This window comes from Humibacter ginsenosidimutans (assembly GCF_007859675.1).
Lineage (GTDB): Bacteria > Actinomycetota > Actinomycetes > Actinomycetales > Microbacteriaceae > Humibacter > Humibacter ginsenosidimutans.
The window spans coordinates 2,704,254-2,730,185 of sequence record NZ_CP042305.1; the positions used below are offsets into that span (position 1 = coordinate 2,704,254).

Sequence of the window (25,932 nt, forward strand, 5' to 3'; positions counted from 1 at the left end):
CGAGAGCCGGCGCGATTGCGCAGGGGCGCCGGTCTACGCGGCCGACGCGACGGCATCCGCGGTGCTCGCCACGATGCGGCCGTCGACCACGGTGACCAGCTCGTCGAGCAGGTTCTCGTGCACCAGATCGTGCGTGACCAGCAGCGTCGCCGCGGCGCGCTCGTGCGTGAGCGAGGCGATGAGGTCCATGATCTCGGCGCCGCGTTCCTGGTCCAGCGCGCTCGTCGGCTCGTCCACCAGCAGCACCTGCGGCTCGTGCACCAGCGCCCTCGCGATCGCGACGCGCTGCCGCTGACCGCCGCTGAGCTGCGCGGGGCGCTTGCCGGCGTGGTCGGCGAGACCGACGGCATCCAGCAGCTCGTCGACGCGCGAGCGCACGGCGCGGCGTCGAGCGGATGCCCCACGCCCGCCGAGCTCGGCCATCACCTGCAGCTGCTCCCTCGCCGTGAGCGCCGGCAGCAGGTTGGACTGTTGGAAGACGATTCCGATGCGATCGCGGCGCAGTGCGGTGGCCTCGTCGCGGGAGAGGGACGTGGCATCCACGTCGCCGATGACCACGCGACCGGAGTCGGGGCGGATGAGCGTGGCCGCCACCGCGAGCAGGCTCGACTTGCCTGACCCCGAAGGACCGGTGATGCCGGTGAGCACGCCCGGCCGTCCCGCGAGCGACACGTGGTCGACCGCGGTGGCGCGGGAGGAGCCGTCGGGGAAGGTGAGGGTGACGTCGTCGAGGGTGATCATCGGTTGCTCCCGAGTGCGGTGAGGGGGTCGGACTTCGTGACGTTGCGCAGCGCGACCGCTGCGCCGGCGAGGCCGAGCACGGCCATTGCGACAGCGGGCGCCACCGTGGTGAGCGGGCTGAGCAGGAACGGCAGTGCACCGGAGGCGAGGAGCCCGAGGCCGGTGACCACGAGCATCCCGATGCCGATTCCCACGACGAGCACGACGGTCGCCTGGCCGAGCGCGTCGCGCACGAGCGACTTCGTGGTGGCGCCGAGCGCCTTGAGCACCGCGACGTCGGCGGAGCGCTGCATGGTCCAGACCGTGAAGAACGCGCCGACCACGAGGGCCGAGATGCCGAAGAGCATCGCGATCATGAGGCCGAGCGAGCCGATCTCGGACTTGAAGGCATCCAGTGCCGCGAGGCTCGACAGCGGTGTCGTGGCCGAGGTGTGAGTGCTGTCGGCGACGGCGTTCCAGTCCGCGTCGCCGCTCACGGCGAGCGCCGTGGCCTCGCCGCTGCCGCCCGTACCCTTGTCGAGCTGGGCCCACGCGGCAGGCGTGAACGCGGCAACGGGCGTGTGGCTGTACCAGAGGTCGCCGTCGACCGACGAGACCGTGAACGTGCTGCCGAGGATGCTCACGGTGTCGCCGACCCTCGCACCGCCGAGGTCTTTCGCGGCACCGGCCGACAGCCCGACGGAGTCGTCGCTCGTGGGCGCGAGGGCGGTGAGCGCGGATGCCATCGCCGTTCCTGCCGTGCCGGAATCGGCCTGCCCGCCGCTGTGCGTCAGCCCGAACAGCGCGACGGCTGCGGTCGTGCCGTGCGCCTTCGCCTTGCCCTGCACGATGCCGACCGGCAGCACGTGCGTCACGCCGGACGCCTTGCGCCAGCTCGCGACGGCCTTCGAGGAGATGGACGACTCGCTGAAGCTCGGCTGCCCGGTGCTGGGCTGCTGCAGCACGATTCGGTCACCCGGCAGCGCGAGCACGGCGGAGACGTTCTGCGCCGCCAGTCCTCCGGTGAGGCCGGCCAGAAAGCCGACGAGCAGGGTGATGAGTGCGACGACCGATCCGATGAGCACGAACCGGCCGCGAGCGAAGCGCAGATCGCGCCAGGCGACGAACACGGTGCCTTCCTTTCCGTGGCCGGCACGGAACAGGCCACGCGATCCAGCCTCGCGAGCACGGGCGCTCGCGCCATCGCCCGCCGGTTCGCTCTTCGTTTCCCACTTTCGATGGATGACCGGGGGTTCGACGCGTTTGTAGCCTGGGGTGACATGGTGCACGACAACCTCACCCGCGTCTTCTTCGTGCTGCGCATCGGGCTGCACGTGCTCTTCGCGGCGCTCCTCGCGCTCGTGATCGTGCGGGTCGTGCTGCTGGACCCGCCGCATGCAGCTCTCGGACTCGTGCTCGCGGTGCTGCTCGGGCTCGTGTACCTGGGCGGGCTGTGGGTGATCCACGTTCCTGCATCCCGCAGGCGGCTGGTCACCGTGCTCTGGCTCGCCGCGCTGACGCTGATCTGGGTGGGGCTCCTCTTCTTGGTTCCCGAGGCCGCCTACCTGGTCTTCCCGCTCTTCTTCCTCTACCTGCACCTGCTGCCGATGCCGTACGCGCCGATCCTCGTCGTGGTGACCACGGCAGTGGCGATCGTGGCGCTCGGCCTGCACGGCGGCTTCACGCTCGGCGGCATCGTCGGGCCGCTCGTCGGCGCCGGCGTCGCGCTGCTCATCGGACTCGGCTACCGGGAGCTCGCGCGCGACGCCGAGGAACGGGAGGCCCTGCTCGCCGAACTGCTCGCCACGAGAGACAGACTCGCCGCCTCGGAGCGCGAGCAGGGCGTGCTCGAGGAGAGGGCACGTCTCGCCAGGGAGATCCACGACACGGTGGCGCAGTCGCTGTCGAGCATCCAGCTGCTGCTGCACGCGGCGGAGCGAGCGGATGCCTCGCGCCCGGGCGCAGAGCACCTGCGACTCGCGAGAGAGACGGCCGCCGCCAGCCTCGCCGACACGCGACGGTTCATCCGACAGCTGGCGCCGCCGTCGCTGGACGAAGGCCTGCGTGCCGCGCTCGTGCGGCTCGCGGAGCGGGAGTGGGCGCACGACGGTCTGCGCGTCGACGTGGACGTTGCGGAGTCGGTCGACCTGCCCATGCACGTGCAGACCGCTCTGCTGCGCATCGCGCAGGGCGCCGTCGCCAACGTGGTGCAGCACGCGCATGCCACGCGGGTGGGCATCGTGCTCGAGGTCGACGGCGAGCGCGCGCGGCTCACGGTCGCCGACGACGGGGTCGGCTTCGACCCGGATTCGATCGCCGAGCAGGCCACGGCATCCGACTCGTTCGGGCTGCGCGCGATCTCCGAGCGCGTCGCCCAGCTGGGCGGCGAGCTCGACGTGCGCAGCGCACCGGGGCGGGGGACATCGGTCGCGGTGACGCTGCACGGACAGGGTGAAGGGGGTGGCGCATGATCCACGTCGTGATCGCGGACGACCATCCCGTGGTGCGGGCGGGCATCCGCGCGCTGCTCGAGGGCGAAGACGACATCGCCGTGGTCGGCGAAGCCGCAACGCCCGGCGAGGCCGTGCGGCTCGCGGAATCGCTGTCGCCCGAGCTCGTGCTGATGGACCTGCAGTTCGGAGCAGGCGAGACCGGAGCGGACGCCACGCGCAGCATCCGCGCGCTCGACGCGCCGCCCTACGTGCTGGTGCTCACCAACTACGACAGCGACGGCGACATCCTCGGCGCCGTGGAGGCCGGCGCCAGCGGTTACCTGCTGAAGGATGCCCCGCCCCTCCAGCTCGTCGCCGCCGTGCGAGCGGCCGCCGCGGGGGAGAGCGCCCTGGCACCGGCGATCGCCGGGCGCCTCATGGAGAGGATGCGCGCACCCCAGGTGAGTCTGTCTGCCCGCGAGATCGAGGTGCTGCGGCTCGTCGCCCACGGAGCGTCGAACGCGGAGATCGCCGATCGGCTGCACATCACGGATGCCACGGTCAAGTCGCACCTCGTGCACGTGTTCTCGAAGCTGGGCGTCGCCTCGCGCACGGCCGCCGTGGTGGCGGCGCGCAACCTCGGCGTGCTGCGCTGAGGGCTGCCGTCGGCCCTGGAGCACGCGGCGAGAGCCGCGCGCATCACCCCCCCAGGTTGAGGAGCACGCGGCGCGAGCCGCGCGCGTCTCGAAACCGGAGCACGGGAGACGTCGGGGGTTTCGAGACGCGCCGCTTCGCGGTGCTCCTCAACGCACGGTGGGGGACGCGCTCCTCAACCCACAGGGTGGGACGTCACTCCTCGAAGTCGGCCCAGCCCGCGATGTCGACGCCGTGGTTGTCGGGCGACGCCATCGTCCACCAGTACGGCGCGTTGCTGCTCGCGATGCGTCCGCCTGCGGCGACCGCCGCCTGCACCCGCTTCTCCGCTTCCGCGGCCGGCACCGAGAGATCGATGTGCGTGCGGCCGCGGCCGGGCCGCGGGTTGCGCAGCTCGTGGAACCAGAGGTGCGGGCCGCGCCGCAGCGGATCGATCAGGTCTTCGTCGCCGACGCGCCGGTAGCCGAAGACTGCCTCCCAGAACGGCCTCGTGTCGAGGTTCGCGTCTTGCGCCACCGCGATGCCGGAGATCTGAAGCATCGTGGGGTCGGACGTCAGCCCCAGGCGATGCGCCTCCTCGGAGACGGCGGCCGCGAGGGCGGCATCCACCGCGCTCAGTGCGCCGTCGACGCGGGTGAAGGTGCGAACGGTCACACCCTCCGGGCGCACGTCGACATCGGGGTCGTGCCCCACCAGAGCCGCGGCTCGCGCGATGCCCGCCATGAACTCCGCCGCCTGCGCGAACGATGCCGTGCGATAGAACACGTGCGCACCCCAGAAGAGCACACTCCAGTCCTCGACTCCGCGCGTGGCGTGGAACTCCTTCGGCATCAGGCGCACGAATCCGTCGTCGACACCGTTGCCGTCCTGCGCCATCTTCGACCCCCTCATCTCACGCACACGCTTCTGCGTGCACGCGGGCGATGCAACCACCGACCTCCGACATCCGCCGAACCGGGCTCCCGGACACGACCAACCGATCGGTGACGGATGCCCACCGAACGGTCGATCCGCCGCCTCGCGCCGCTCGCGACGCTGGAGTCATGACTGAAACAACCACCTCAGAACTGGCCGCGGCCCGTCGCGCCGCCTTCCGCCCCATCACCGTGCTTCTCGCCGGGTTCCTCGGCGTGAGCGCCGCGATGATCGCCGCAATCGTCGTACTGACCGCCACCGGCGACTCCGTCGACATCGCCGTCTGGATCCGCTGCTCGATCGTGCTCGCGAGCTCGATCCTCCCGCTGGTGTTCGCCCGCGGCGCCGCCCGCGGCTCCCGCTCGATGCTGCTGCGCCTGCGCATCTTCACGCCGATCATCCTCGCCGCGATCATCGTGATCGTCTCGATTCCGAACTTCCTGCCGGTGTGGGTGCGCATCGAGCAGGGGGTGTGCGGCGCGCTGCTGCTGCCCGCGGTCATCCTCATGTTCCTGCCGCGAACCAGCGCACTGTTCCCGCGAGTCGACGTCGTCGCACGGCCGGCCGTCGGCGACGCCCCACGGGCGTAGGCGCGAGACAGACCAGGCGTAAGGTCATCACGTGGTCGACCCGCGCTGGCGCACCGTGCTCACGGTCACTCCCTACATCGCGCTGGGGATGCTCATCGCATTCAGCCTCGGCGTCGAGTGGGGCGCGTGGTCACGGCTGGTGCCCACCCTCGTGCTGTGCGCGGCGGTCGCCGTGTGGATGCTCGTGATGCGCACGCTGCCCACGCCGTGGCGGGACCGGCCGGCATCCATCGCCGTGTTCATGGTCGTGATGATCGCGCTGAATCTGGCGCTCGTGCTGCTCGACAGCTGGTTCGGTTTCCTCACGGTCGCCACGTTCATGTTCTCGTATTCGATCATCCAGTGGCCGTGGCAACTGCTGGCGGTGTCGGCGACGGCCGCTGTCGCCGGCGTCGCGCAGAGCTCGAGCCTGTGGGAGCATCCCGGCAACCTGCTCGGCATTCTCGCGGTCATCCTGCTGAACATCGTGATCATGTGCGGGCTCTCGTGGGGGCTCGAGTTGGCGGGTCGGCAGATGTCACTCGCCGCGACGTCGACGGAGCGCGCGCGGCTGGCGCGGGAGATCCACGACACCCTGGCGCAAGGCTTCGCCGGGATCGTGACCCAGCTGCAGGCCGCGGAGCAGGCCTCCGACGAGTCGGAGCGTACGCGCCACACGGATGCCGCACTCGCCCTGGCGCGTGACGGCCTCGCCGAGGCGCGGCGCTCCGTGCAGGCATTGCGTCCGGCGGCACTCGACGCGGTGCGGCTGCCCGATGCTCTTCGCAACGTGGCACGGGCGTGGTCGGCGCGCACGGGCATCCCGATCGACGTGCGCATCTCGGGCGACGCCGGCGCGCTGCGCACCGAGACCGAGGTCGCGCTGCTGCGCACGGCGCAAGAGGCGCTCGCCAACGTCGAGAAGCATGCAGGGGCGCGGCACGTGACGCTGCGGCTGAGGGTGGATGCCCGTGGCTGCCGCCTCGAGGTCCGCGACGACGGCCGCGGCTTCGATCCCGCCGACGAGACCACGCGGCACGAGCACACGGCGTCTTCCCCGCACGCCGAAGCCTCCTCGCATCCTGAGACCTCCTCACATCCCGAGACCGGCGGCTATGGACTCACCGCCATGCGGGAACGTGTCGAGGCCGTCGCCGGTTCGCTCGTGGTCGAGTCGCATCCGGGAGCGGGCACCGCGATTCGCGTGGAGGTTCCGGCATGAGCACCATCCGCATCCTCGTCGTCGACGACCATCCGGTCGTGCGCGACGGCATCATCGGCATGGTGTCGTCCGACCCCGAGGTCGAGGTGGTCGGCGAGGCCGGCGACGGCGCCGAGGCCGTGCGCCTCGCCCGCGTTCTCGAACCCGACGTCGTGCTCATGGACCTGCGGATGCCCGGCACCGACGGCGTCGCGGCCATCCGCGAGTTCGCGCGTCTGGGCATCCCCGCCCGCGTCGTCGTGCTCACCACCTACGACGGCGACGCCGACGTGCTGCCGGCGATCGAGGCGGGTGCCACCGGCTATCTGCTCAAGGATGCCCCGCGCGACGACCTGCTGCGCGCCATCCGGGCCGCCGCGGCCGGCGAGGCGGTGCTCGCACCGTCCGTCGCGTCGCGTCTCGTCAACCGGGTGCGCACGCCGGAGTCGAGCGCGCTCACCTCGCGTGAGCTCGAGGTGCTCGCGCTCGTCGCCGACGGCGCGACGAACCGTGCGGCCGGCCAGCGCCTGCACCTCAGCGAGGCGACGGTGAAGACGCACCTGCTGAGCATCTACGCGAAGCTCGGCGTCGGCGACCGCGCCGCCGCCGTCGCGGAGGGCTTCCGCCGCGGCCTCCTCGGAGGGTGACGCACCCGAACGCCCGCGCCGTCACGCGTCTGTGCGTGCGCGCGCCCTGATGACGCGAAGCGGAGCAGTGCGCCTGCCGGCGGGTTGCGCTGTGCGTGCGCGCGCCCGGATGACGCAGGCCTGTCGGACCCCGCGGATACGATCCAGACGCAGACGTCGTGCCGATGCGGGGTCCGGCTCCGAGGAGAACACGTGAGACATACCCCGATCGACGGCTTCTGGCAGGTCGAGTACGACGACCCGCACGACGAGTTCGTCGACGTCGGCAACACCAACGTCTCGCTTCGTCGCACCGCCTTCACGGTCTATGCGGACGGCCGCTTCCTGCAGATCCGCACCGACAGCGGCCGGCGGCCGCCCACGACCTGGCCGCCGTCGGAGGCCGAGCGCGTCAGCCTGTTCCGCAGTTCGACGGCATCCGCGGGGCGCTTCCGCTACGACCAGAATGCCGACGATGCTGCCGCGCACACGGGCGCCGTCGCGCACACCGTCACGATGGCGCCGGATCCGCGCGACGTCGGCGCGCGCTTCGACTGTGCCGTGACCATCGATGGCGACACGGCGGAGGTGCGCGGCACCGATCCGCACGGTGCGAGCGTGCACGAGCGTTGGCGCCGGCTGAGCCGCCGGGGCGCGACCCCGCTCGCCGGAGCGTGGGCGTCGGGCGACGACGATGATCGCTGGATGCTGCTGGTCACCGCGGGACACTACGGCGTGGTGCACAGCAAGGCCGTCAGCGTCGAGCTCCCCGAGACGGGCGAGCTCGGCGACGCCGATGTGCTCGCGGTGTTCGAGAGCTTCGGATCCAACGCGGGCGCGATCGTGCAGACCGCGACGAGTTTCGACAACCACCCCTTCGTCGCCAGCAACTCGTCGGGCTACGAGGCCAGGAAGCACGAGTCGTTCTTCCTCTCCTCGGTCGAGTCCGATCGGCTGATGATCGGGTTCGAGGACGACGGGTCGGACGCCCTTCCGTGGACTCGGCTCGACTGACGCACCCGGGGCGACGGCGCGAACGCCTCACCGGCTGACCGCCGACGCGCAGGAGGCCCGGTCGCGCTACAGCTCCTGGCGGCGGAAGACGAGCGCCGCCACACCCACCGCCACCACGATCGCGGCGACCGTGATGAGCACGGGCCACAGCATCGATTCGGTCTGCGTGTTCGCGGCCAGCGACGCGGAGCCGCTTATCAGTCCCGCCGGCGACCAGTCGCCGACCTTCTGCCACGCGGATGCCACGGCCAGCACCACGTAGACGCCGAGTCCCGCGCCCGCTGCGCCCGCTGCCGCCGGGATGAGCACCGAGAACAGCACCATCACCGCGAGGTACAGCGCCGCGAGCACGAACCACACCCAGGTGCTCGCCCACAGCGCGCCCGCGGTTCCGTGCACCGCGTCGCCGAAGGTGACGGCCGTGACTGCCCACGTGACGAGGCATCCCACGGCCACGATCACCGCGAGGTAGACGAGCTGCACCACGAACTTCACGACGACGAACGCGACGCGCGACACGGGCTTCGTCAGCACGAGCACGGCCGTGCCGCTCTTGCGCTCGGCGGAGACGATGCCGCCGTAGATGATGATGATCGCGAAGGCCGCGATCTGCGACAGGTTCTTGATCCACTGTCCGTAGGCGTCGTAGACCGTGGGCTCCGGCAGCTTCAGCCCGCTGAACTGGCTGCCCGCGAGCGCCGTGACGATGTCGGGCGTGTACTTCGCCAACAGGGGACTGGTCACGGCGAACAGCAGCACGATGGCCGGCAGCACGATGACGCGCCAGGTGCGCACGATCTCGAAGGCCTCTTTGCGGGCGAGCATCCAGCTGGCGCCCGCCACCGAGCCGCGCGCGCGTGCCGCCGCGTGAGCACCGCCGTCGCCGTGTGTCATCGCGCTCATCGCTGCGTCTCCCGTTCCGTGGTCACGACGCCGATCGAGTCGCCCTCCGCGCCACGGCTCGCACCCCCGCCGCGATCCGCTTCGCCGACGAGGTCGACGAAGACCTCCTCGAGCGTCAGCTCCGCCGCCTCGAATCGCACCAGGCCGACCCCGAGGTCGGCGACGATGCGCGGGATGCCGAGCCGCGCCTCTGCGACGTCCGTCACCGTCACGGTGATCGCCACCGGCTCACCCCCGGAGTCGCCGGCACCGGCACCCGCGGCCACGATGCCGCCGCGCGCACGAGGCGCCTCGACGGATGCCGCCCACGGCGAGGCATCCAGGGCCGCGACGAGCTCCGGAACACGTCCCGTCACCTCGACGACGACCTTCGAGCTGGAGTACCGGGACTTCAGCTCGGTGATCGGCGCCTGCGTCAGCACACGGCCGTGGTCGAGGATGGCGACGGTGTCGCACACGCGCTCCACATCGCCGAGCAGGTGGGTGGAGAAGAACACCGTCGTACGGCCGCGCAGGGTCTCGATGAGATCGAGCACCTCTTTGCGTCCGATGGGGTCGAGCGCGCTCGTCGGTTCGTCGAGCAGCAGCAGGCGCGGGGCGTTGATGAGCGCCTGGGCGATGCCGAGCCGCTGCTTCATGCCGCGCGAGAACCCGCCGATGCGCGTCGTGACCCCGGCGAGCCCCGCCTGGTCGAGCAGCATCCCGACCCGCTGCGTGAGCACGCGGTGTTCCAGGCCGAAGAGCCCGCCGGCGAAGCGCAGGTACTCCGGCGCGGTCATCCAGTCGTAGAACGCCGGCACGTCGGGCAGAAAGCCGAGCTCGGCGCGAGTCGCCGCCCCGACGCTCGCGACGTCGTGACCGAGCACGCGGATCGCGCCGCTCGTCGGCCGCGCCAATCCCGTGACGAGTCGCAGCGTCGTGGTCTTGCCTGCGCCGTTCGGCCCGAGAAACCCGAACACCGAGCCGTGTTCCACAGCGAGATCGACGGCGTCGAGCACCCTCGTGCCCTTGTACTCCTTGGTGAGTGCGGATGTCTGCAGCGCCGGCTCGCTCACGGCGCGTTCCCGTCATCGCCGTTCGACGTCGTGGAGCCGGGCTCTGCGCCGCCCGTGCCCGGCGCGCTTCCGTACAGCGCGTCCGCGACCGACGCCGACGACGGCCGCGCCGCCGCATCGCCCGTCTGAGCGCCGGTCGTCAGCGGATCGACGGCGGCCGCGGGGCGCCGCCCGATGGCGAGGAAGAGGATGCTGCCGATCAGGTTGATGAAGATGATCAGCAGCGCCCACGCCCACTTGGGCATGGTGACGCGCTCTCGCGGTGTGCGCACCAGCAGCACGAGAGCGACGACATCGAGCGCGAGTTCGAGCACCCCGAGCACGACCATCGCGATGATCACGCCGGCCGGAATCGAGCTCAGCGACTCCAGCGAGCCGGAGGCCGGCAGCACGATCGAGTTCATGGCCACTGCGCTCATGATGCCGCTGCCTCCAGAATGTAGAGCCCCGCGATGGTGTGGTCGTCGCGGAACGTGATGCGTGCCGTGTAGTCGCCGGCCTCGAAGGCCAAGGGCGTGTTGGTGACGGTGAGATCGCCTGCGCGCACGCTCACAGTCTCACCCCGACGCTCGTAAGCGCCCGCATTCGCGGCGATGTACGCCCACGCCGATCCCAGCGCATCCTCGGGCAGCCGCTGCGTCATCACGTCGTCGAAGCGCGCGACGACCTTGGCCCACTCTCCGGCGGCGAGCTCGTCGATGACGTCGCCGGCCAACGACGTCGCCTCGGGCAGTGCGTGTGTGCTCATCGGTTCTCCTGTTCGCGGGTCGACGGGTTTGCCGTATCGCTGGAATGCCGCCTGACGGGTGACGCCGAGCGCGTCCCCGATGGTCTGCCATGAGGCGCCGTCATCGCGCGCCTGACGCACCGCGGCGATGAGGATGCCCTCTGCCGCGTCGCGCACGCCCGCCGCCGCGGTCACGAGTCGCCCTCCGTCATCGGGGTCTGCGAGCACCGGCGCGGTGGTGAGCTCGTCGAGCCGGGCCCGGAGCGCAATCACAGACCGTGTCAAGCCATCTTGCATGCGTAAAGCATGCGTTTACACGCGGCGGAAGTCAAGGGGCTCGTGACGGCAGGATGTCCACCGCCGCCTCGCGCGCACGCCGCAACCGCTCCGCGAGCCCCGCGACGGCGCCCTCTGGAAGGGCGTCGACCGGAAACCACCGCACGTCGTCGCTCTCGTCGCTGACCGAGATCGTCGCAGCCGCAGCGACCACGGCGACGAATCCGGTGTCCCAGTGCGCGGCGCAGGAGAAGCCGCCGTGCAGGTCGTGCCGGTCGAGGTCGACGATCTCCGCCGAGAGCAGGGCGAGGTCGTCGATGCCGGACTCTTCGCGAGCCTCGCGCTGCGCTGCCGAGGCGAGGGAGGCATCCTGCGGCTCGAGATGGCCACCGAACTGCACCCAGAAGCCGCCCTTGCGGTGGAAGCACAGCAGAGTGCGCGTCAGGTCGGGAGAGAACACGAAGCACGATGCGGTGAGGTGCTCGGGTCCGCCCTCCCTGCGCAGAGCGGCATCGCCGTTCGACGACACGAACTCGAGGTAGGCGTCGCGCGTCGCCGACGGCGGCAGCGCCGCGAGGTCGGCGAGCACGTCGTTCTGGTGCGTCCCGCCGTCGCCCGTCCCGGTCACGGCCCCTGCTCCGCCGCACGATCACGCGTCATGGCCTCGACGGTACGGCCCGCTGCGTCCTGGAGCGGCGCGACGCGCTCGGCCATCACGCACGGGGCGGCCGACGCCGTGGCGCGCAGCCCTGTCGACTGCGACGGGTTCGGACTGGCGCCGTCGATAGGCTGCGAGGGTGGCACTGACGAAACACCCACTCGTCGTTCTGGCCACGCCCGACGCCCTGCCCGAGCAGGTCGACCGCGCGCGGTGGCCGGTGCACGTCACCGTCGCCGGCAACTTCCGCGTCGAGGACGCGGCGGTGGGCGACATCGTGCCGATCGTCGCCGACGCCACGGCATCCGTGCCGAGCTTCGACGTTCGGCTCGGACCGTCGGCCCGATTCGGCGCCGACGGCAGCGTGCCCGTGCTGTTGGCGTCGCATCCGTCGTTCGTCGCACTGCACGCTGCACTCGCGACGGAGCTGGAGAAGGTGCAGGGCTTCACGCCCGTCGAGCCTGCTTATCGGCGTGACGGCTATCGGCCGCACGCCACGCTCGGACGTGCGGTTCATGTCCGCGAGGGCGACGACCTCACGATCAGGACGATCGGACTGTTCTCGCTGGAGGGTTCGATCGGGCTCCGGCTTGCATCGTTCGCACTCGGGCGTTCCTGACGATTCGGGGCGGAACGATTCGGGGCGGACACGCCCGAGACCGCGGCATCCGTGCACCCTGAGGGGCGCCGAGCAAAGCCGCCGGCGACCCGCAGCGCCTCAGGCCCGCTCCAGGTGGAACGTGTCGGCGAACCGCCCCAACAGGTCGCCCCGCCCGTGCAGCACCTCGACGACGCCGGTGCTGATCGCACGATCGGGCGTCAACTCGCCGGAGATGAGGCGACGGATGCCGGCCCCTGCGACGAACGCCAGGTCGGCATCCCCTTCCCCACGCTCCACCTCCAGGCTCGATCCCTGAACGCGAATGAGCAGGTCCGCCGACCCGAAACCGCTTCCCGACCCCGGCTCCCCGAACCGTGCCGCGTACGCGGTGCCGGGCAGCGTTGCCGCCACCTGCGGCCGGAAGGCGGTGCGCAGCGACATGGTCATGGCGTCGGGCGTGATGACCTGCTCGTCACGCGGGTCGCCGAGGGCCTTGAACCCCCACGCCCCGAGCGCCATCACGATCGGCTCGAGCTCGCGCCCATACGGGGTCAGCTCGTAGAGGATGACCCGCGAACGCGGCGCGCGCCGGATGACACCCGCCTCCTGCAACTCCTTGAGTCGTGCGGCGAGGATGTTGCTCGGTATGCGGGGCAGTCCCGCCGCGAGCTCGCCGTACCGCCGCGGACCCACGAGCAGATCGCGAACGATGAGCAACGCCCAGCGCTCGCCCACGAGCTCCAGACCGCGGGTGATGCCGTCGTACTGCCCGTAGTCCCGTGCTGCCATGGACCTCAGGCCTGCTGGCTGAGGAAGGCTTCCGGACCCTTGGCTGCGGCGACCGGATCCATGTAACCGAACTCGAGGATGTTGCCGTCGGGGTCGGTGAGCTGCCGCTGGTACATGAATCCGTAGTCGGCTGCCGGCTGCGCCTCGGTTCCGCCGGCCGCCAGGCCTTGCGCGACGACCGAGTCGACGGCATCCCGGCTCTCCACGAAGATCGCGGTCGTGGCCGACACCGCCTGCGCCGGGTCGCCGATCGGCCGCGACGTGAAGCTCGAGAAGTACTCGCGTGTGACGAGCATGAAGTAGTTGTGGTCTTCGTCGATGACGACGCAGGCCGCGTTGTGATCGGTGAACAGCGGGTTCACCGTGCCGCCGACCGCCGTGTAGAACGCCTTCGCACGCTCCAGGTCGGTGACGGGCAGGTTGACGAACATCGTGGACATCGTGATCTCCTCTGATCGACGCGAATCTGATCGGTCCGAACTGCTGATGTGTCTACACTTGCAAAAAACAAGTGGGGCGTCAAGATCCGCTCGCGGGGATGCCCCGATCGCAACCCCAGAGGCAAAGGGTTGGTCTTCCACACCGGGCACGCCCCCCGACAACGATCGGGCGTTTCGCGTTGAGGGCGCTTCACGATGCTTTCTCCTTCTCCGTGGTGCCGCGGGTGAGAAGGTTGATGCGGTCGCCGACGGCGATGGTGATCTCCGGATCGGGCTGTCTCAGCTGCGGCCCGCGCACGTAGGACACGGGCAGATGGTGAGGCGGCCAGGTGATGGAACCGAGCTTCTTGCCCAACGCGGACGACCCGCGGGGAATGGTGATCTCGAGAAGCTGATAGCCGGTGAGTGGCGTCGCCGGACCCGCCGGTGCGCGGTCGCCGGCTCCGCCGGTGAACGCCTTCGTCGACGGAGTGACGACGTGTCGCCCCAGCTCACGGGTGATGGTCTGGATGGCGGAGTGATTCGTGATCCAGCCTTCGATGTGTCTGCCGTCATCGGAGAGCACAGGGAGGCCGTCGCGGCCGTACTCGTCGAGCTGGCGCAGCACGTCGGTGATGGACTCCGTGGCGAAGACGGCCTGCGGATCGCGCACATGCGTCACCGTGCCGGGCAGAGCGGATGCCGCCGCATCGACGATGGACGGCGTCTCCGCCTCCGCGGCCCGTCGGGCACCCAGGTCGATGGGTATGCGCAATGGCCTCATGACCTGGGCGGCAGTGAGGTCGGCGAACGCCCTCCAGGGCGCCGCACGGTCGATGTCCTGACCACGACGGAGCAGCTTCGTGGTGTAGATGGTGCCGTAGCTGATGCCACGAGAGACGGCCGTGGCGATCGCGACCGCAAGCATCACGGGCAGAGTCAGGGTGAAGTCGCCCGTCATCTCCACGACGCTGGCGAACGATGTGAGGGGTGCCCTGGCCGCCGACGTGAACACCGCCCCCATGGCCACGACGGCATACAGCGCAGGACTTCCGGCGCCCGGCCCGAAGAGGTGGTCGACGACCATGCCGAACGCCATGCCCGATGTGACGCCGATGAACAGCGACGGGGCGAAGACCCCACCGCTTCCACCGATCGCGAGGCTGACGCTGGTGGCCAGGATCTTTCCGGCGGCGAGGATGAGCAGGAACCAGAGAGCGTAGTCACCGGCGACCGTCTTGAACATGACGGGATAGCCCACCCCGTACAGCTGCGGCAGAGCCAACAGCACCAGACCGAGCACAAGGCCGCCGACGGCCGGCCTCAGCCATTCGGGGCGCCCCTTCCACAGACGGTCGGCAAGGTCTTCGAGCGCGTAGAGCACGGTCTTGAACAGCAGTCCGATCAGCGCTGCGATCACCGCGAGCACGGCGATCAGCAGATAGTTGCGCGGGTCGTGCAGCACGATGCCGGCGGGGAACCCGGAAAGAAGGTGCTCGTTGCCCAGAAAGGGAATCGCGACGGCGTCCGCGACCATCGCCGAGAGCATGACCGCGAACAACGCATCCACCGACATCTCGCGCAAGATGATCTCGACCCCGAAGAACACCCCGGTGATGGGCGCGTTGAACGTGGCCGCGATGCCGCCACCGGCCCCGCACGCGACCAGGATGCGCATTCTGTTCTCCGGCATCCTGATCCACTGGCCCAGACTGGATGCCAGTGCCGACCCGATCTGCACGATCGGCCCTTCCCGGCCCACTGAACCGCCGGTTCCGATCGTGAGCGCTGATGCCAGCGCCTTCACCACCGAGACCTGGGGACGGATTCGGCCGCCGTTCTCGGCGACCGCGACCATCACCTCCGGCACGCCGTGGCCGCGTGCCTCTCGCGCGAACCGATACACCAGAGGGCCGTACAGCAGGCCGCCGACGACGGGGATCACGACGAAGAACGCGAGCCCCAGCCAGGGGAGGTGGGAACTGCCGACCCACCCGCCCTGCCCGAACTCCGCCTGCCCGGTGAAGACCCACGTGAAGAACGACACGAGGTAGCGGAAGACCACCGCCCCGAGACCGGCGCCGAGCCCGACCACGACGGCGATCACGAAGAGACCGGCACGCGATCCTCGCAGAGCGGCTGCGACGCGGTCGGTGAAGCGGGTGATCGGTCCCGACGACGCAGGCACGGTCTCGGTCATCGGAGTCCTCGCATAGTTGCAAGGCTACAACAGTTGCATATATGAAACTAAGGTCGGAAGGTCGCCGGGCGGCTCAGAGCCCAAGGGGCAGAAGGTCCTCCACACTGGGCTCACCCGCCGCCGAGTTGAAGACCTCGAACGCTGCGAGAACCTGGTCGCGCCGCTCGGGCGTCAGCTGCGCGAGGATGTCGCGGAAGTCCCGCCGACGGCGCTCCGTGACGTCCGCGACGATGTGCTCACCGTCACCGGTGAGGGTGATGATCACCTCTCGGCGACTGCCCGGATTCTGTTCACGACGCACCCACCCCGCCGACACCATCCGGTCGAGGGAGCGACTGAAGGTGGAGAGGTTGGCGCCCAATCGTTCGGCGAGGACACCCGTTCGCTGCGGACCGAGCGAGCTCAGCAGAACCAGCACACGGAACTGCGGAAGCGTCACCGTCTCGAGCGTGTCCGCGAACGACCGGGCGATGACTCCGAGCATGGCACGCGAGGCGGTCAGCACCGCCGTCACCGCGTCGTCATCGACGGGCAGGTTCGATGCGGCCATGGATTCGCGGCCCCTTCCTGCCCACTGGATGGCGCGAGCCATTCCACTATCCCACCGCACGGCGTACAGAGCGGTCGCGTCGGGCCGGCGCGCGGCCTTCGCCGCCGTCGCTGAGTGAGACCGCCACTTCTCTCAGGACCTTCGGAGCCGGCTTGCAACAGCGCAACTATTGTAGAAGTGCAAGTTATCGTGCGAAGGGCTGTCAATGCGAGGCGGAATCGGCGTCGGGGCGCAGGCTGCGGGCCGACCCTCCGTGGCGGACAGCAGAGGCGATACGATCTCAGCCCCTCACACCGATGTGACGTCGTGTTGACACTGCTCGCCGCGGCCGCGGTGGTGCACCGGGCCGTGCCGAGCGCTGCCGGCGGCTCGATGGGCGGCGGCTCGGGTCCGATGGGCGGCGGCTCGGGCTCGATGGGCGGCCCGATGTCGATGACGGGTCCCATGTGGATGCCCGATCAGCCGCTCACGCTCGAGCGGCTGCTGGCGTGGCATCCGCAACCGATCCCCGTGCTGCCCGTGATCGGTGCGCTTCTGGCCGTCGGCTATCTGGCAGGACTCATCGTCGTGCACCGACGCGGCGATCGGTGGCCTGTCGGCCGCACCGTCTGGTGGATGCTCGGCGTCGTCTCCCTCGAGCTGATGACGGCAACCGGGTTCGACGGTTACGGCATGGACTTCTTCAGCGTGCACATGGTGCAGCACATGGTGATCGGCATGCTCACGCCCATCCTGCTGATGCTGGGCGCACCCGTCACCCTGCTGCTGCGATCACTGCCGGCCACCGGCGGCCGCCGCAGCCCGCGTCACCTGCTCCTGATGTTTCTGCACTCCCGGTTCGCCGCGTTCATCGCCAACCCCGTGGTCACCGTGCTGCTCTTCCTGTTCAGCCTCTACGCGCTCTACTTCACGCCCCTCTTCGACTGGCTGATGAGCACGTGGTGGGGCCACAACCTGATGCTTCTGCACTTCTTGGTCATCGGATGCCTCTACTTCTGGGGCATCCTCGGCGTCGACCCGTCGCCGCGCCGCGGGGGCGGCCTGATGGGGGCGTTCTCGCGGCCCGTGCTGCGGATCGCCGAGCTGAGCGCGACGGTTCCCTTTCACGCTTTCTTCGGCATCGTCTTCATGATGGCCACGACGGTCATGGTCAGGTATTACGCGGTCGCCCTGCCGTGGGCCACCACGACACCGCTCTCCGACCAGCAGGTCGCGGGAGGCATCGCATGGGCGTTCACGGAGTTCCCGACCCTCCTCGTGCTCGGCGTGCTGTTCCTGCAATGGCAGCGCAGTGACGCCCGCCTTGCCGCGCGCCAGGCGCGCCGTGCCGAGCGGTTCGGCGACATCGACCTCGACGCCTACAACGCCTCGCTCGCCGCCCTCGCCCAGCGCGACGCCGCCACGCTGCCTGGAGAAGGGCGATGATCGACGGCGCCGTCATCGCCTTCGCGTTCACCGTCGGCCTGACCGGGCTGATCAACCCGTGCGGACTCCCGTTGCTGCCGGTGTATCTCACCGCGTTCCTCGACGACGCACCGACCCCATGGTCGAGCCGGCTTCTGGCTTCGCTTCGGGCCGGTGGATGCCTCACGCTCGGCTTCGTCACCGTGTTCGGCGTGGCCGGCGCGGTGGAGGCATCCCTGGCCGCTGCGATCACCGCCGTCGCGCCCTGGGTCATGCTGCTCGTCGGCACCGCCATCGTGGCGCTCGGGGCGATGTCGATCGTCGGCAGGGCCCCGACGCTGCACCTGCCGGGCCTGTCGTTCCGGTCGGGCCGTGGCGCCCTCGCCATGATCGGGTTCGGCGTCGCCTACGCGATCGGGTCGCTCAGCTGTTCGCTGCCGATTTTCGTGGCCGCCGTCGGATCGACGCTGGCCGCCGGCAGTCCGCTGCGCAACGTGATCGTGTTCGTCGCGTACGCCCTGGGCATGGGGCTCTTCGCCACCGCGGTGTCGGTGATCGCCTCGTTCGGCGGCGCCGCCGTGCCCAGGAGCATCCGCTCGGCCGCCCGCGTGCTCCCCCGCATCGCGGGCGGGGTCTGCGTGCTCGTCGGCCTCTACCTCATGGCCTATTGGGCGAACGTTCTCGGTGCGCCGGACGGCATTGCGTCGATCGTGAGCGCCGTCGACGGGGTGCAGTCGGCGGTCGTGACGTGGCTCGACTCCTGGTGGCTGCCGGTCGCCGTCGGGTGCGCCGTGGTCGTGATCAGCGCGCTGATCGCGCTCGCGACGGCGGCGGAACGCCGCCCGGCCGTTCGATCCGTTCAGCCCGCACAGAGCAAGGAAGGCCCCCGATGACACCTGCCGAAGAACCCGCCGGCGGCCCGGCGCGGCAGCCGGGGAACCGCCCCGGCCCAGGGCGTCGTTCGCTGTTCGTCATCGCGGCCGTCGCGCTCGTCGCGGTGATCGCCGCCGTCACCGCTGTCGCGCTCGTCGTTCCCGGATCACCGAGCAGCGCGAAGAGCAGCGACGACTACCAGGGCAGGGCCGGCATCAACAAGCCGACCGCCGACCTCCTCACCATGGACACGCTCGCAGGCGACGGCGTCATTCACGCCCCGGCGCTCGATCTCACCAACGAAGACGGCACACCGCTCACCCTCTCGCGGTTCAAGCACGACGTGGTCGTGCTCACGTTCAATGACGACCAGTGCACCGACCTCTGCGCCCTCTTCGCGCAAGACGTGATCGTGGCCGACCACGACCTCAGCCCCAGTACGCGCAAGCACGTGGCGTTCGTGTCGATCAACGCGAATCCTTACTATCCGTCGACCGCCGACGTTCAGACGTGGACCGACCAGCACGGCCTCGGACACGTCGGCAACTGGTACTACGGCACGGGCACGCCCGAGCAGCTGGCGGCCGCCGCACATGCCTACTCGGTGAACGTGCAACTCGACCCTGCGACCAAGTCCGTCGCTCACGGCACCGAGATCTTCGTCATCAGCCCGAACGGGACCTACACCGACATGGCCGACTTCGGCACCCAGGATGCCGACACCGCACCCTTCTCGCACGGGCTCGCCGTGCTCGCCGACGACGCGCTCCCCGCCTCGCAGCGCGGCCCCGTCGCCGGTGCAGACCTGCCTGCGGCTCTGCCCGGCGGCACGGAGATCGGGGACACCCCGTCGCCCATCACGGGAGGCACCCTGGTGGATGCCTCGACGAGCGGCTCCGGATCGTCGGAACGCGCGTCGCTCTCCAGCGCCTCCGACCACGGCAGCTACACGGTGCTCGACTTCTGGTCGAGCAGTTGCACCGCCTGTGCCGCCCAGCTCGACGCGGCAGAGGCGGAGCACGCCGAGCTCGGCACCGCCGTCGACTTTCTCGGCGTCGACGTCGACGACTCCACCTCGAGCGGCAGGGCCGTCGCCGCCGACCACCACCTGAGCTTCCCCGTGCTCTCCGACACGAAGGGCACGCAGGCGGCGCGGTTCCAGGCATCCTCGCTGCCCTACACGGTGATCCTGTCGCCGAACGGCAAGGTGCTCGTGCGGCACCCAGGCGTCTTCACCCAGGAGGAGCTCGACTACGTGCTGCGCACCGTCGACAAGAAGCTGCCGATGCCTTCCGACTGAGTGTGAGCAGGCAGGGGCCGCCCGGCACGGACCGTCAGGCGCGCAGCTGCTCCCAGTGTCCTTCCGAGACGACCTCGATCGCGCCGTCGACCACCGAGATCGCCGTCTGGTCGTCGATCGCGTACGCCGGTCCCTGGATGTTCCCGGCCCAGTCGCGCGCGCTCGCGAGCGTATTGCTCGCCCAGCCCGGGTGGTCGAGGTGCGGAAAGATCGAGAAGTCGACGATGCCGAGGCCCTCGTCGCCTTCGTCGGGCCGCCAGTGCACGAACTCCCGCCCGACGCGCGGCGTCATCGCCATGCTGCCGGCGCTCACACCGACCCACACGGTGTCCCGCAGCGACGGGAACAGGTCGGCGAGCCCCGATCGCCGCACCCAGTGCGCGAGGTACATCGCCTCGCCGCCGTCGACCAGCAGCACGTGCGCGTCGCGTACCCACGGCATCCACCGCTCCTCGGCGATGCCGGGCAGCGCGGTGAGCTCGAGCACGCCGACCGATTTCCAGCCGAGTTCGCAGAGCCCGCCCGGTTCATCCCACTGGCCGGCGATCGACCGCCACACCGACTCGGGCGAGCACATCGGATGCCCCCATTGCGCCGTCGGAATGAACAGCGCCCTCGACTCCGCGATCGGTCTGCCCAGCAGCTCGACCAGCGCGTCACGGATGCTGGGGTTGCTGACGCCGCCCGAGGTGAGCAACAGCTTCATGACAGACCCTTCTGCGGGCGAGCCGCGTCGGCCCTCGGCGCCGTGGCTCGACGTCGAGGCATGCGCGCGTTGCCTCGGTCGGCCGAGAGCCGCCCGAGGGAACACACGACGTGCGGAACCTAACACCGGCCGGCGTCATCCGCATCCGCCCCGACGTCGCGTGCCGCCACGCTCGCTCGCGCGACGTCGGCGGGATGCCGTACGGTTCCCCTCATGGTCGCCGGCAAGGTCTTCTTCAGCGTTTCGATGTCGCTCGACGGGTATCTCGCACCCGAGTCACCCGACGAGCTCATGGGTCAGCAGTGGATGGAGCTGCAGCAGTGGGTCTTCCCCACCCGGTTCTTCCGCGAGAACCTCGGGCTCGGCGAAGGCGGTGACGAAGGGATCGACAACGATGTGGCGCGCCACGCGTTCGAACGCACCGGTGTGAGCATCATGGGCAAGCGCATGTTCGAGGCGGGCGAGCACTCGTGGCCGGAGGATGCGCCGTTCCACACTCCCGTCTTCGTCGTCACGCACGAGCAGCGCGAGCCCTGGCAGCGCGCCGGCGGCACCACATTCCACTTCGTGAACGACGGCGTCGAGGCCGCCCTCGACCGGGCACGTGAGGTGGCGGGCGATCGGGACGTCCGCATCTCCGGCGGGGCAGCACTCATCGTCGAGTACCTCAACGCCGGGCTCGTCGACGAGTTCTCGATCGCACTGTCGCCCGTGCTGTTCGGCAAGGGCATCCGTCTCTTCGACGGAGTGGATGACTCGACCATCGCCCTCGAGCAGGTCGCCTCCGCGTCGTCCCGGCGCGTGACGCACCTGACGTACGCCGTGCGGCGCAGATAACCCAGGCTCGCGTCAGCGAGACTCGTACGTGCCGATCAGCTGCGCCCGTCCGAGCACGCCCTGTGCGAGGGCGTCGCGCAGCTCGGCGAGCCGGAATCCGGTGCGCAGGTCGAGCGGCTTCTGCATCGCGAAGGCCTGAAAGACGTACCGGTGCGGTCCGTGTCCCTTCGGCGGCATCGGGCCGGCCCAGCCGAGCTTGATGCCGCCTTTGCCGAGCACCACGCCAGAGGGCGAGGAGCCCTTGGTGAGCGCGCCGTCCTCGAGCCGATCGCGGTGGGCGACATCAATGGTCGCCACGAGATGGGTGGCCGCTCCCGCCATCGGCGTGTCCGGGTCCTGCACCACCAACGCGAGCTCGACGGTGCCCGCTGGAAGCGTCGACCACCGGAGGGCGGGGGAGAGATTCGTGCCGAGCACGTGCGCGCGGTAGCGGTCGGGGATCTCGCCGACGGCATCCTCGCTCGCCCACTCGGCCGAGAGGCCGAAGTTCTCGGGGGCCCGAAGAGTCTCGTCGTTCCAGAGCAGAGCGTGATCGCCCGGCTTGTGCGGCAGCGCCACGGTGTCTCCTTGCCGGCGCCCGGACTGTGCGGCGCCGGGCGACACACTACGTGATCCGCATGCCGGTCGCTGCGCCATGCTCCACCGCTCAGGCGCGCGGTGTCACGGTGAACCGAGGGCGGCGCGGCGGCCGACGCGGGTCGGGTTCTTGGGCGAGCGTGCCGTCGGCCGCGATGTGTTCGAAGATCGTCTGCACGAGGCGTTGGATGTGCGGATCATCGATGCGGTAGAGCTGCCGTCGCCCTTCTCTGCGCGCGGTGACCACACCGGCGGCGCGCAATTTCGCCAGTTGTTGGCTCGTCGCGGGAATCGCCGCTCCGGTGAGTCCGGCGAGCGTCGTCACGTCGTACTCCTGTCGGGCGAGAAGCCACGCCAGGTGCAGCCTTCCGGGCACCGACAGCAAGTCGAAGGTCGCGGCGGCGGCGACCAGCTGCTCCGCGGTCACGGATGCGGGCGAGGTATGTGTGTTCGTCGTGTCCCCTGATTCGACGGGCGCACCCGTGATCTGTCATTCCTTTCAGAATGTATCTTCGTTTGCGCAACTGATTGAATGAGGTTATCGTACTTCTCGGCGTGACGCGAGAAGGTTCGCGGGTCACGCCGGTCAACGCGCTGAGGCGCCGAGGAGAAGGAGGTGATCGGCCGTGAGTCCGAGTTCTCATCGCCCCCATCCTTCGATCCCCTTCTCTGTACACCTCGCAACCTCGCGCCCTTGACGACCGGAACTTCCGTGTGACTCCGCGGCGCGCAGACCTCCGGAGCGTGCCATGTCGATCCTTCGCCCCTTTGCCGGCCAGACGTCGGTCGTCGTACGCTCCCGCACGCGCCTCGCCGCCGACGCGGTCGTGCTCGTCGGGTTCGCCGTGGTGCTCTTCGTCATCATCAGGCTCGCCGAGGGCATCGGTGCGCCCTTCAACGCGCAACACGCGGCATCCTCGGTCTCGACGAATCCCGCGAACCTTCCGTACTACGCGGCGCGGTCGCTTCTGAGGATGTTCGTGGCCCTGGCCGTCTCGCTGGTGTTCACGTTCATCTACGCCACGGCCGCGGCCCGCTCCCGTCGCGCGGAGAAGATTCTGCTGCCGCTGCTGGACATCCTCCAATCGGTGCCTGTTCTCGGCTTCTTGTCGGTGACGCTCTCCGTGTGGCTCGTGCTCTTCCCCGGATCGATGCTCGGGCTGGAGTGCGCGTCGGTGTTCGCGATCTTCACGAGCCAGGCGTGGAACATGACCTTCGCGTTCTACAGCTCCCTCACCACGCAGCCGCGCGATCTCGACGAAGCCGCTCGACTGCTGCGGCTGACCAAGTGGCAACGATTCTGGAAGCTCGATGTGCCGTCGGGCATGATCCCGCTCGTCTGGAACGGGATGATGAGCTTCGGCGGCGGTTGGTTCTTCCTCGTGGCCTCCGAGGTGATTTCGGTCAACAACCACACGTACGCGCTTCCCGGCATCGGCTCGTACGTGGCGGCGGCGACGGAACAGGAGAACATTCCGGCCATCCTGCTGGCGATTCTGGTCATGGTCATCATGGTCGTCGGCGTGAATGCCGTGTTCTGGCGACCCTTGACGGCATGGGCGGAGAAGTTCCGCATTGGTGATGCGACAGCGGCCACGACGCAGCGCAGCATCACGCTGGACGTCTTGCGCAACTCGGGGATTCCTCGCACGCTCGGCCGGATCCTCCAGCCGATCGGCGCGGCTCTCGATCGGCTCACCCGCCCGTTCGGCATCGCCGATCGCCCGCTGACGGTGCCGATGAGACGGCGCAGGGTCGCCGACGTCGTCTTCGCCGCCGTGATCGCTGCGGCGATCACGATCGGCGTGGTCGAACTGCTCTCGTACATTCAGAACTCGATCGGACTCGCCGAATTCGGAACGGCGTTCGTGCTCGGTCTCGCCACGTTCGGCCGAGTGGTCGTGTTGATCGTGGTGGGGTCGCTGGTCTGGGTGCCGATCGGCGTCTGGATCGGCATGAACCCCAAGGTCACCCGCTATGCCCAGCCTGTCGTGCAGGTGCTCGCCAGCTTTCCGGCGAACTTCCTCTTTCCGTTCATCACCCTGTTCCTCATCACCTCGGGACTCAGCATCAACGTCGGAGGCATCATGCTGATGTCGCTCGGCGCGCAGTGGTACATCCTGTTCAACGTGATCGCGGGTGCGTCGGCGATTCCCGCCGACCTGCGCGAGGCATCCCTCAATCTCGGAGTGAGCGGATGGCTGCGGTGGCGGCGCCTGATTCTTCCGGCGGTCTTCTCCTCGTGGGTCACCGGAGGCATCACCGCCGCAGGCGGGGCCTGGAACGCTTCGATCGTCGCCGAGGTCGTCAGCTATGGCCACACGACCCTCACGGCGTTCGGGCTCGGCGCGTACATCGCCCACGCGACCGCGACCGGCGACTTCGCCCGCACGTTCGTCGGCGTCATCGTCATGAGCATCTTCGTCGTGGGTCTCAACCGAGTGTTCTGGCGGCGGCTCTATCGACTTGCCGAGACCCGCTTCTCCCTGGCCTGAACCCTCGACCTCACCCCACGTCACCACAAGGAGGTGCCCCATGGCATCCACGACCCGCGGCACGTTCGGCGCTGTGCCAGACGGCTCCCCGATCATCGAAGTGGACGGGGTGACGAAGAGCTTCCCCTCGGCCGACGGCACGACACTGCACGTTCTCTCCGAAGTGTCACTCACGCTGCGCAAGGGCGAGATCGTCGCGCTGCTCGGCAAGTCCGGGTCGGGCAAGTCGACCCTGTTGCGATCGATGGCGGGGCTCATCGCGCCGACCACCGGGCAGGTCCGCTACCGCGGCACACGTCTCAACGGCGCGAACCCCGGTGTGGGGATGGTTTTCCAGTCGTTCGCACTCATGCCGTGGCTCACCGTGCAGGCGAATGTCGAACTGGGCTTGCAGGCACGCGGGATCGCGGCGAAGGAACGCCGTCGTCGCGCGCTCGACGCCATCGACGTGATCGGACTCGACGGCTTCGAGTCCGCCTATCCGCGCGAACTCTCCGGCGGCATGCGTCAGCGTGTCGGTTTCGCACGAGCGCTGGTGCTGCGCCCCGACGCGCTGCTGATGGATGAGCCCTTCTCCGCACTGGACGTGCTGACGGCGGAGAACCTGCGTAACGAGGTCATGTCGCTGTGGGCGCAGCCCGACTTTCCCACCTCGTGCGTCTGCATCGTGACGCACAACATCGAAGAAGCAGTGCTCATGGCGGATCGCGTGCTCGTGTTGGGAGCGAACCCCGGTCACATCAAGGCCGAGGTCCCCATTCACCTACCGCGACCGCGCGACCGCCGCAGCCCCGCGTTCGAGTCGGCCGTCGACACGCTTTACACCCTCCTGGTCGGGGAGGAGCAGCAGACGGCCGCGACGCCGGCGCTCCCCACGCCGTCGACGTATCCGCTCCCCGACATCACCATCGGCGGTCTCGCGGGGCTGATCGAGATCGTCTACTCGCACAACGGGCAAGCAGACCTGCCCGATCTCGCCGACGAGCTCTCGTTCGAGGTCGATGATCTGCTCCCTCTCGTCGACGCGGCGCAGATGCTCACCCTCCTCGATCTCGAAGGCGCCCAGGCCTTCCTCACCGAGACGGGGAGGCGGTGGTTCACCGCAGACATCTCGCCCAGCAAGGCCATCTTCGCCGACCTCGCCGTCGACCACGCGCCGCTCGTGCGCACCATCGTCCGCGCCCTCGAGAACAGTGATGACGGCGCCCTCCGCGACGACTTCTTCCTCGACCTTCTGCGTCGCGGCTTCACCGATGAGGATGCCCGCAAGCAGCTCGATATCGCCATCAGCTGGGGGCGATACGGAGAGCTCTACGACTACGACGCGGACACTCGCGAGATCATCCTCGGCGACCTGGCCGCCGAAGCGGCACGGCACCTCGCCGCTGAGGAATGACGCGATCACCTTCCACCGGCAAAGCGCCCGCGCGCG

General features: G+C 69.5%; 28 protein-coding genes. 13 read left to right on the top strand and 15 right to left on the bottom strand.

The window, feature by feature from the left end:
* Positions 1-33: 33 nt before the first annotated feature.
* Positions 34-741 carry an ABC transporter ATP-binding protein gene (locus FPZ11_RS12415; RefSeq protein ID WP_146321345.1) on the bottom strand — a complete coding sequence of 236 codons (708 nt, stop codon included), beginning with the start codon at positions 739-741 and terminating at the stop codon, positions 34-36.
* Positions 738-1,850 (bottom strand): ABC transporter permease, encoded by a 1,113-nt coding sequence (locus tag FPZ11_RS12420; protein ID WP_146321347.1) that lies wholly within the window; start codon positions 1,848-1,850, stop codon positions 738-740. Before FPZ11_RS12420 ends, FPZ11_RS12415 begins: the two co-directional genes overlap by 4 nt.
* Before the next feature lie 150 nt (positions 1,851-2,000).
* Here FPZ11_RS12420 and FPZ11_RS12425 point away from each other — a divergent pair, with 150 nt between their 5' ends.
* Together FPZ11_RS12425 and FPZ11_RS12430 are read left to right on the top strand one after the other, a co-directional pair.
* A complete protein-coding gene (locus FPZ11_RS12425; protein WP_146321349.1) occupies positions 2,001-3,191 on the top strand; it encodes a sensor histidine kinase in 1,191 nt (396 codons plus the stop codon).
* Complete coding sequence (locus FPZ11_RS12430) at positions 3,188-3,808, top strand: response regulator (protein WP_146321351.1); 621 nt, start codon at positions 3,188-3,190, stop codon at positions 3,806-3,808. The genes FPZ11_RS12425 and FPZ11_RS12430 overlap by 4 nt, the downstream gene beginning before the upstream one ends.
* 193 nt (positions 3,809-4,001) lie before the next feature.
* Here FPZ11_RS12430 and FPZ11_RS12435 read toward each other — a convergent pair whose 3' ends face one another.
* Entirely contained in the window at positions 4,002-4,697 is a 696-nt protein-coding gene (locus FPZ11_RS12435; protein WP_146321354.1) for a 4a-hydroxytetrahydrobiopterin dehydratase family protein, read from the bottom strand.
* A gap of 152 nt (positions 4,698-4,849) precedes the next feature.
* On the opposite strand from FPZ11_RS12435, the gene FPZ11_RS12440 reads away from it, so the two are divergent.
* The 4 genes from FPZ11_RS12440 to FPZ11_RS12455 all read left to right on the top strand — a co-directional run bounded on the left by FPZ11_RS12440 (position 4,850) and on the right by FPZ11_RS12455 (position 8,131).
* Positions 4,850-5,311, top strand: a complete 462-nt coding sequence (locus FPZ11_RS12440) for a hypothetical protein (RefSeq protein WP_146321356.1) — start codon at positions 4,850-4,852, stop codon at positions 5,309-5,311.
* Between the two features lie 31 nt (positions 5,312-5,342).
* Positions 5,343-6,512 (top strand): sensor histidine kinase, encoded by a 1,170-nt coding sequence (locus tag FPZ11_RS12445; protein WP_146321358.1) that lies wholly within the window; start codon positions 5,343-5,345, stop codon positions 6,510-6,512.
* Positions 6,509-7,138 (top strand): response regulator, encoded by a 630-nt coding sequence (locus FPZ11_RS12450; RefSeq protein ID WP_146321360.1) that lies wholly within the window; start codon positions 6,509-6,511, stop codon positions 7,136-7,138. The genes FPZ11_RS12445 and FPZ11_RS12450 overlap by 4 nt, the downstream gene beginning before the upstream one ends.
* A gap of 192 nt (positions 7,139-7,330) precedes the next feature.
* Positions 7,331-8,131 (top strand): lipocalin-like domain-containing protein, encoded by an 801-nt coding sequence (locus FPZ11_RS12455; protein WP_168203818.1) that lies wholly within the window; start codon positions 7,331-7,333, stop codon positions 8,129-8,131.
* 66 nt (positions 8,132-8,197) lie between these two features.
* On the opposite strand, the gene FPZ11_RS12460 is transcribed toward FPZ11_RS12455, so the two are convergent.
* From FPZ11_RS12460 to FPZ11_RS12480, 5 genes are read right to left on the bottom strand one after another with little or no spacing between them, the layout of a single operon-like run.
* The gene (locus FPZ11_RS12460; RefSeq protein ID WP_146321364.1) at positions 8,198-9,034 is read right to left on the bottom strand and encodes an ABC transporter permease; all 837 of its coding nucleotides are present in this window, start codon (positions 9,032-9,034) and stop codon (positions 8,198-8,200) included.
* On the bottom strand, positions 9,031-10,089 hold the full coding sequence (locus FPZ11_RS12465) for an ABC transporter ATP-binding protein (RefSeq protein WP_146321366.1): 1,059 nt from the start codon (positions 10,087-10,089) through the stop codon (positions 9,031-9,033). Before FPZ11_RS12465 ends, FPZ11_RS12460 begins: the two co-directional genes overlap by 4 nt.
* Entirely contained in the window at positions 10,086-10,508 is a 423-nt protein-coding gene (locus tag FPZ11_RS12470) for a PLD nuclease N-terminal domain-containing protein (protein WP_210415864.1), read from the bottom strand. The genes FPZ11_RS12465 and FPZ11_RS12470 overlap by 4 nt, the downstream gene beginning before the upstream one ends.
* Positions 10,505-11,089, bottom strand: coding sequence for a DUF3887 domain-containing protein (locus tag FPZ11_RS12475; RefSeq protein WP_246846245.1), 585 nt, complete (start codon positions 11,087-11,089; stop codon positions 10,505-10,507). Before FPZ11_RS12475 ends, FPZ11_RS12470 begins: the two co-directional genes overlap by 4 nt.
* Before the next feature lie 55 nt (positions 11,090-11,144).
* Complete coding sequence (locus FPZ11_RS12480; protein ID WP_210415865.1) at positions 11,145-11,720, bottom strand: NUDIX hydrolase; 576 nt, start codon at positions 11,718-11,720, stop codon at positions 11,145-11,147.
* 169 nt (positions 11,721-11,889) lie between these two features.
* Between FPZ11_RS12480 and FPZ11_RS12485 the strand changes: the two genes are divergently transcribed.
* Complete coding sequence (locus tag FPZ11_RS12485) at positions 11,890-12,369, top strand: 2'-5' RNA ligase family protein (RefSeq protein WP_146321370.1); 480 nt, start codon at positions 11,890-11,892, stop codon at positions 12,367-12,369.
* A gap of 99 nt (positions 12,370-12,468) precedes the next feature.
* Here FPZ11_RS12485 and FPZ11_RS12490 read toward each other — a convergent pair whose 3' ends face one another.
* The 4 genes from FPZ11_RS12490 to FPZ11_RS12505 form a co-directional block, all read right to left on the bottom strand.
* Positions 12,469-13,140 (bottom strand): winged helix-turn-helix transcriptional regulator, encoded by a 672-nt coding sequence (locus tag FPZ11_RS12490; protein WP_146321372.1) that lies wholly within the window; start codon positions 13,138-13,140, stop codon positions 12,469-12,471.
* A 5-nt stretch (positions 13,141-13,145) separates the two neighbouring features.
* The gene (locus FPZ11_RS12495; RefSeq protein ID WP_146321374.1) at positions 13,146-13,580 is read right to left on the bottom strand and encodes a VOC family protein; all 435 of its coding nucleotides are present in this window, start codon (positions 13,578-13,580) and stop codon (positions 13,146-13,148) included.
* Positions 13,581-13,770: 190 nt separating this feature from the next.
* Complete coding sequence (locus FPZ11_RS12500) at positions 13,771-15,759, bottom strand: chloride channel protein (RefSeq protein WP_146321376.1); 1,989 nt, start codon at positions 15,757-15,759, stop codon at positions 13,771-13,773.
* Positions 15,760-15,832: 73 nt separating this feature from the next.
* Positions 15,833-16,309 (bottom strand): MarR family winged helix-turn-helix transcriptional regulator, encoded by a 477-nt coding sequence (locus FPZ11_RS12505; protein WP_146321378.1) that lies wholly within the window; start codon positions 16,307-16,309, stop codon positions 15,833-15,835.
* Between the two features lie 306 nt (positions 16,310-16,615).
* On the opposite strand from FPZ11_RS12505, the gene FPZ11_RS12510 reads away from it, so the two are divergent.
* Genes FPZ11_RS12510 through FPZ11_RS12520 form a run of 3 tightly spaced genes read left to right on the top strand, consistent with a single transcriptional unit; the run spans position 16,616 to position 19,886 of the window.
* Positions 16,616-17,734, top strand: a complete 1,119-nt coding sequence (locus FPZ11_RS12510; RefSeq protein WP_210415866.1) for a cytochrome c oxidase assembly protein — start codon at positions 16,616-16,618, stop codon at positions 17,732-17,734.
* Positions 17,731-18,606 carry a cytochrome c biogenesis CcdA family protein gene (locus FPZ11_RS12515; protein WP_146321381.1) on the top strand — a complete coding sequence of 292 codons (876 nt, stop codon included), beginning with the start codon at positions 17,731-17,733 and terminating at the stop codon, positions 18,604-18,606. Before FPZ11_RS12510 ends, FPZ11_RS12515 begins: the two co-directional genes overlap by 4 nt.
* Positions 18,603-19,886, top strand: coding sequence for a TlpA family protein disulfide reductase (locus FPZ11_RS12520; RefSeq protein ID WP_146321382.1), 1,284 nt, complete (start codon positions 18,603-18,605; stop codon positions 19,884-19,886). Before FPZ11_RS12515 ends, FPZ11_RS12520 begins: the two co-directional genes overlap by 4 nt.
* 34 nt (positions 19,887-19,920) lie before the next feature.
* Here FPZ11_RS12520 and FPZ11_RS12525 read toward each other — a convergent pair whose 3' ends face one another.
* The gene (locus FPZ11_RS12525) at positions 19,921-20,592 is read right to left on the bottom strand and encodes a Type 1 glutamine amidotransferase-like domain-containing protein (protein WP_146321384.1); all 672 of its coding nucleotides are present in this window, start codon (positions 20,590-20,592) and stop codon (positions 19,921-19,923) included.
* Between the two features lie 213 nt (positions 20,593-20,805).
* Between FPZ11_RS12525 and FPZ11_RS12530 the strand changes: the two genes are divergently transcribed.
* Positions 20,806-21,429 carry a dihydrofolate reductase family protein gene (locus FPZ11_RS12530; RefSeq protein WP_146321386.1) on the top strand — a complete coding sequence of 208 codons (624 nt, stop codon included), beginning with the start codon at positions 20,806-20,808 and terminating at the stop codon, positions 21,427-21,429.
* Between the two features lie 12 nt (positions 21,430-21,441).
* Here the strand turns inward: FPZ11_RS12530 and FPZ11_RS12535 are convergent, their stop codons facing one another.
* The gene (locus FPZ11_RS12535; protein ID WP_168203819.1) at positions 21,442-21,987 is read right to left on the bottom strand and encodes a YbhB/YbcL family Raf kinase inhibitor-like protein; all 546 of its coding nucleotides are present in this window, start codon (positions 21,985-21,987) and stop codon (positions 21,442-21,444) included.
* Between the two features lie 88 nt (positions 21,988-22,075).
* A complete protein-coding gene (locus tag FPZ11_RS12540) occupies positions 22,076-22,432 on the bottom strand; it encodes an ArsR/SmtB family transcription factor (RefSeq protein WP_210415867.1) in 357 nt (118 codons plus the stop codon).
* 322 nt (positions 22,433-22,754) lie between these two features.
* Between FPZ11_RS12540 and FPZ11_RS12545 the strand changes: the two genes are divergently transcribed.
* Both FPZ11_RS12545 and FPZ11_RS12550 read left to right on the top strand, forming a co-directional pair.
* Positions 22,755-24,500, top strand: coding sequence for an ABC transporter permease (locus FPZ11_RS12545; RefSeq protein ID WP_146321392.1), 1,746 nt, complete (start codon positions 22,755-22,757; stop codon positions 24,498-24,500).
* A gap of 40 nt (positions 24,501-24,540) precedes the next feature.
* Positions 24,541-25,896 (top strand): ABC transporter ATP-binding protein, encoded by a 1,356-nt coding sequence (locus tag FPZ11_RS12550; protein ID WP_146321394.1) that lies wholly within the window; start codon positions 24,541-24,543, stop codon positions 25,894-25,896.
* The last annotated feature ends 36 nt before the right edge of the window (positions 25,897-25,932 follow it).

Coding starts and splice junctions, on each gene's coding strand:
- FPZ11_RS12415 (WP_146321345.1), bottom strand. CDS start 741: ATGATCACCCTCGACGACGTCACCCTCACCTTCCCCGACGGCTCCTCC.
- FPZ11_RS12425 (WP_146321349.1), top strand. CDS start 2,001: ATGGTGCACGACAACCTCACCCGCGTCTTCTTCGTGCTGCGCATCGGG.
- FPZ11_RS12515 (WP_146321381.1), top strand. CDS start 17,731: ATGATCGACGGCGCCGTCATCGCCTTCGCGTTCACCGTCGGCCTGACC.
- FPZ11_RS12500 (WP_146321376.1), bottom strand. CDS start 15,759: ATGACCGAGACCGTGCCTGCGTCGTCGGGACCGATCACCCGCTTCACC.
- FPZ11_RS12520 (WP_146321382.1), top strand. CDS start 18,603: ATGACACCTGCCGAAGAACCCGCCGGCGGCCCGGCGCGGCAGCCGGGG.
- FPZ11_RS12460 (WP_146321364.1), bottom strand. CDS start 9,034: ATGAGCGCGATGACACACGGCGACGGCGGTGCTCACGCGGCGGCACGC.
- FPZ11_RS12550 (WP_146321394.1), top strand. CDS start 24,541: ATGGCATCCACGACCCGCGGCACGTTCGGCGCTGTGCCAGACGGCTCC.
- FPZ11_RS12505 (WP_146321378.1), bottom strand. CDS start 16,309: ATGGCCGCATCGAACCTGCCCGTCGATGACGACGCGGTGACGGCGGTG.
- FPZ11_RS12430 (WP_146321351.1), top strand. CDS start 3,188: ATGATCCACGTCGTGATCGCGGACGACCATCCCGTGGTGCGGGCGGGC.
- FPZ11_RS12470 (WP_210415864.1), bottom strand. CDS start 10,508: ATGAGCGCAGTGGCCATGAACTCGATCGTGCTGCCGGCCTCCGGCTCG.
- FPZ11_RS12530 (WP_146321386.1), top strand. CDS start 20,806: ATGGTCGCCGGCAAGGTCTTCTTCAGCGTTTCGATGTCGCTCGACGGG.
- FPZ11_RS12435 (WP_146321354.1), bottom strand. CDS start 4,697: ATGAGGGGGTCGAAGATGGCGCAGGACGGCAACGGTGTCGACGACGGA.
- FPZ11_RS12490 (WP_146321372.1), bottom strand. CDS start 13,140: ATGGCAGCACGGGACTACGGGCAGTACGACGGCATCACCCGCGGTCTG.
- FPZ11_RS12545 (WP_146321392.1), top strand. CDS start 22,755: ATGTCGATCCTTCGCCCCTTTGCCGGCCAGACGTCGGTCGTCGTACGC.
- FPZ11_RS12495 (WP_146321374.1), bottom strand. CDS start 13,580: ATGTCCACGATGTTCGTCAACCTGCCCGTCACCGACCTGGAGCGTGCG.
- FPZ11_RS12440 (WP_146321356.1), top strand. CDS start 4,850: ATGACTGAAACAACCACCTCAGAACTGGCCGCGGCCCGTCGCGCCGCC.
- FPZ11_RS12450 (WP_146321360.1), top strand. CDS start 6,509: ATGAGCACCATCCGCATCCTCGTCGTCGACGACCATCCGGTCGTGCGC.
- FPZ11_RS12525 (WP_146321384.1), bottom strand. CDS start 20,592: ATGAAGCTGTTGCTCACCTCGGGCGGCGTCAGCAACCCCAGCATCCGT.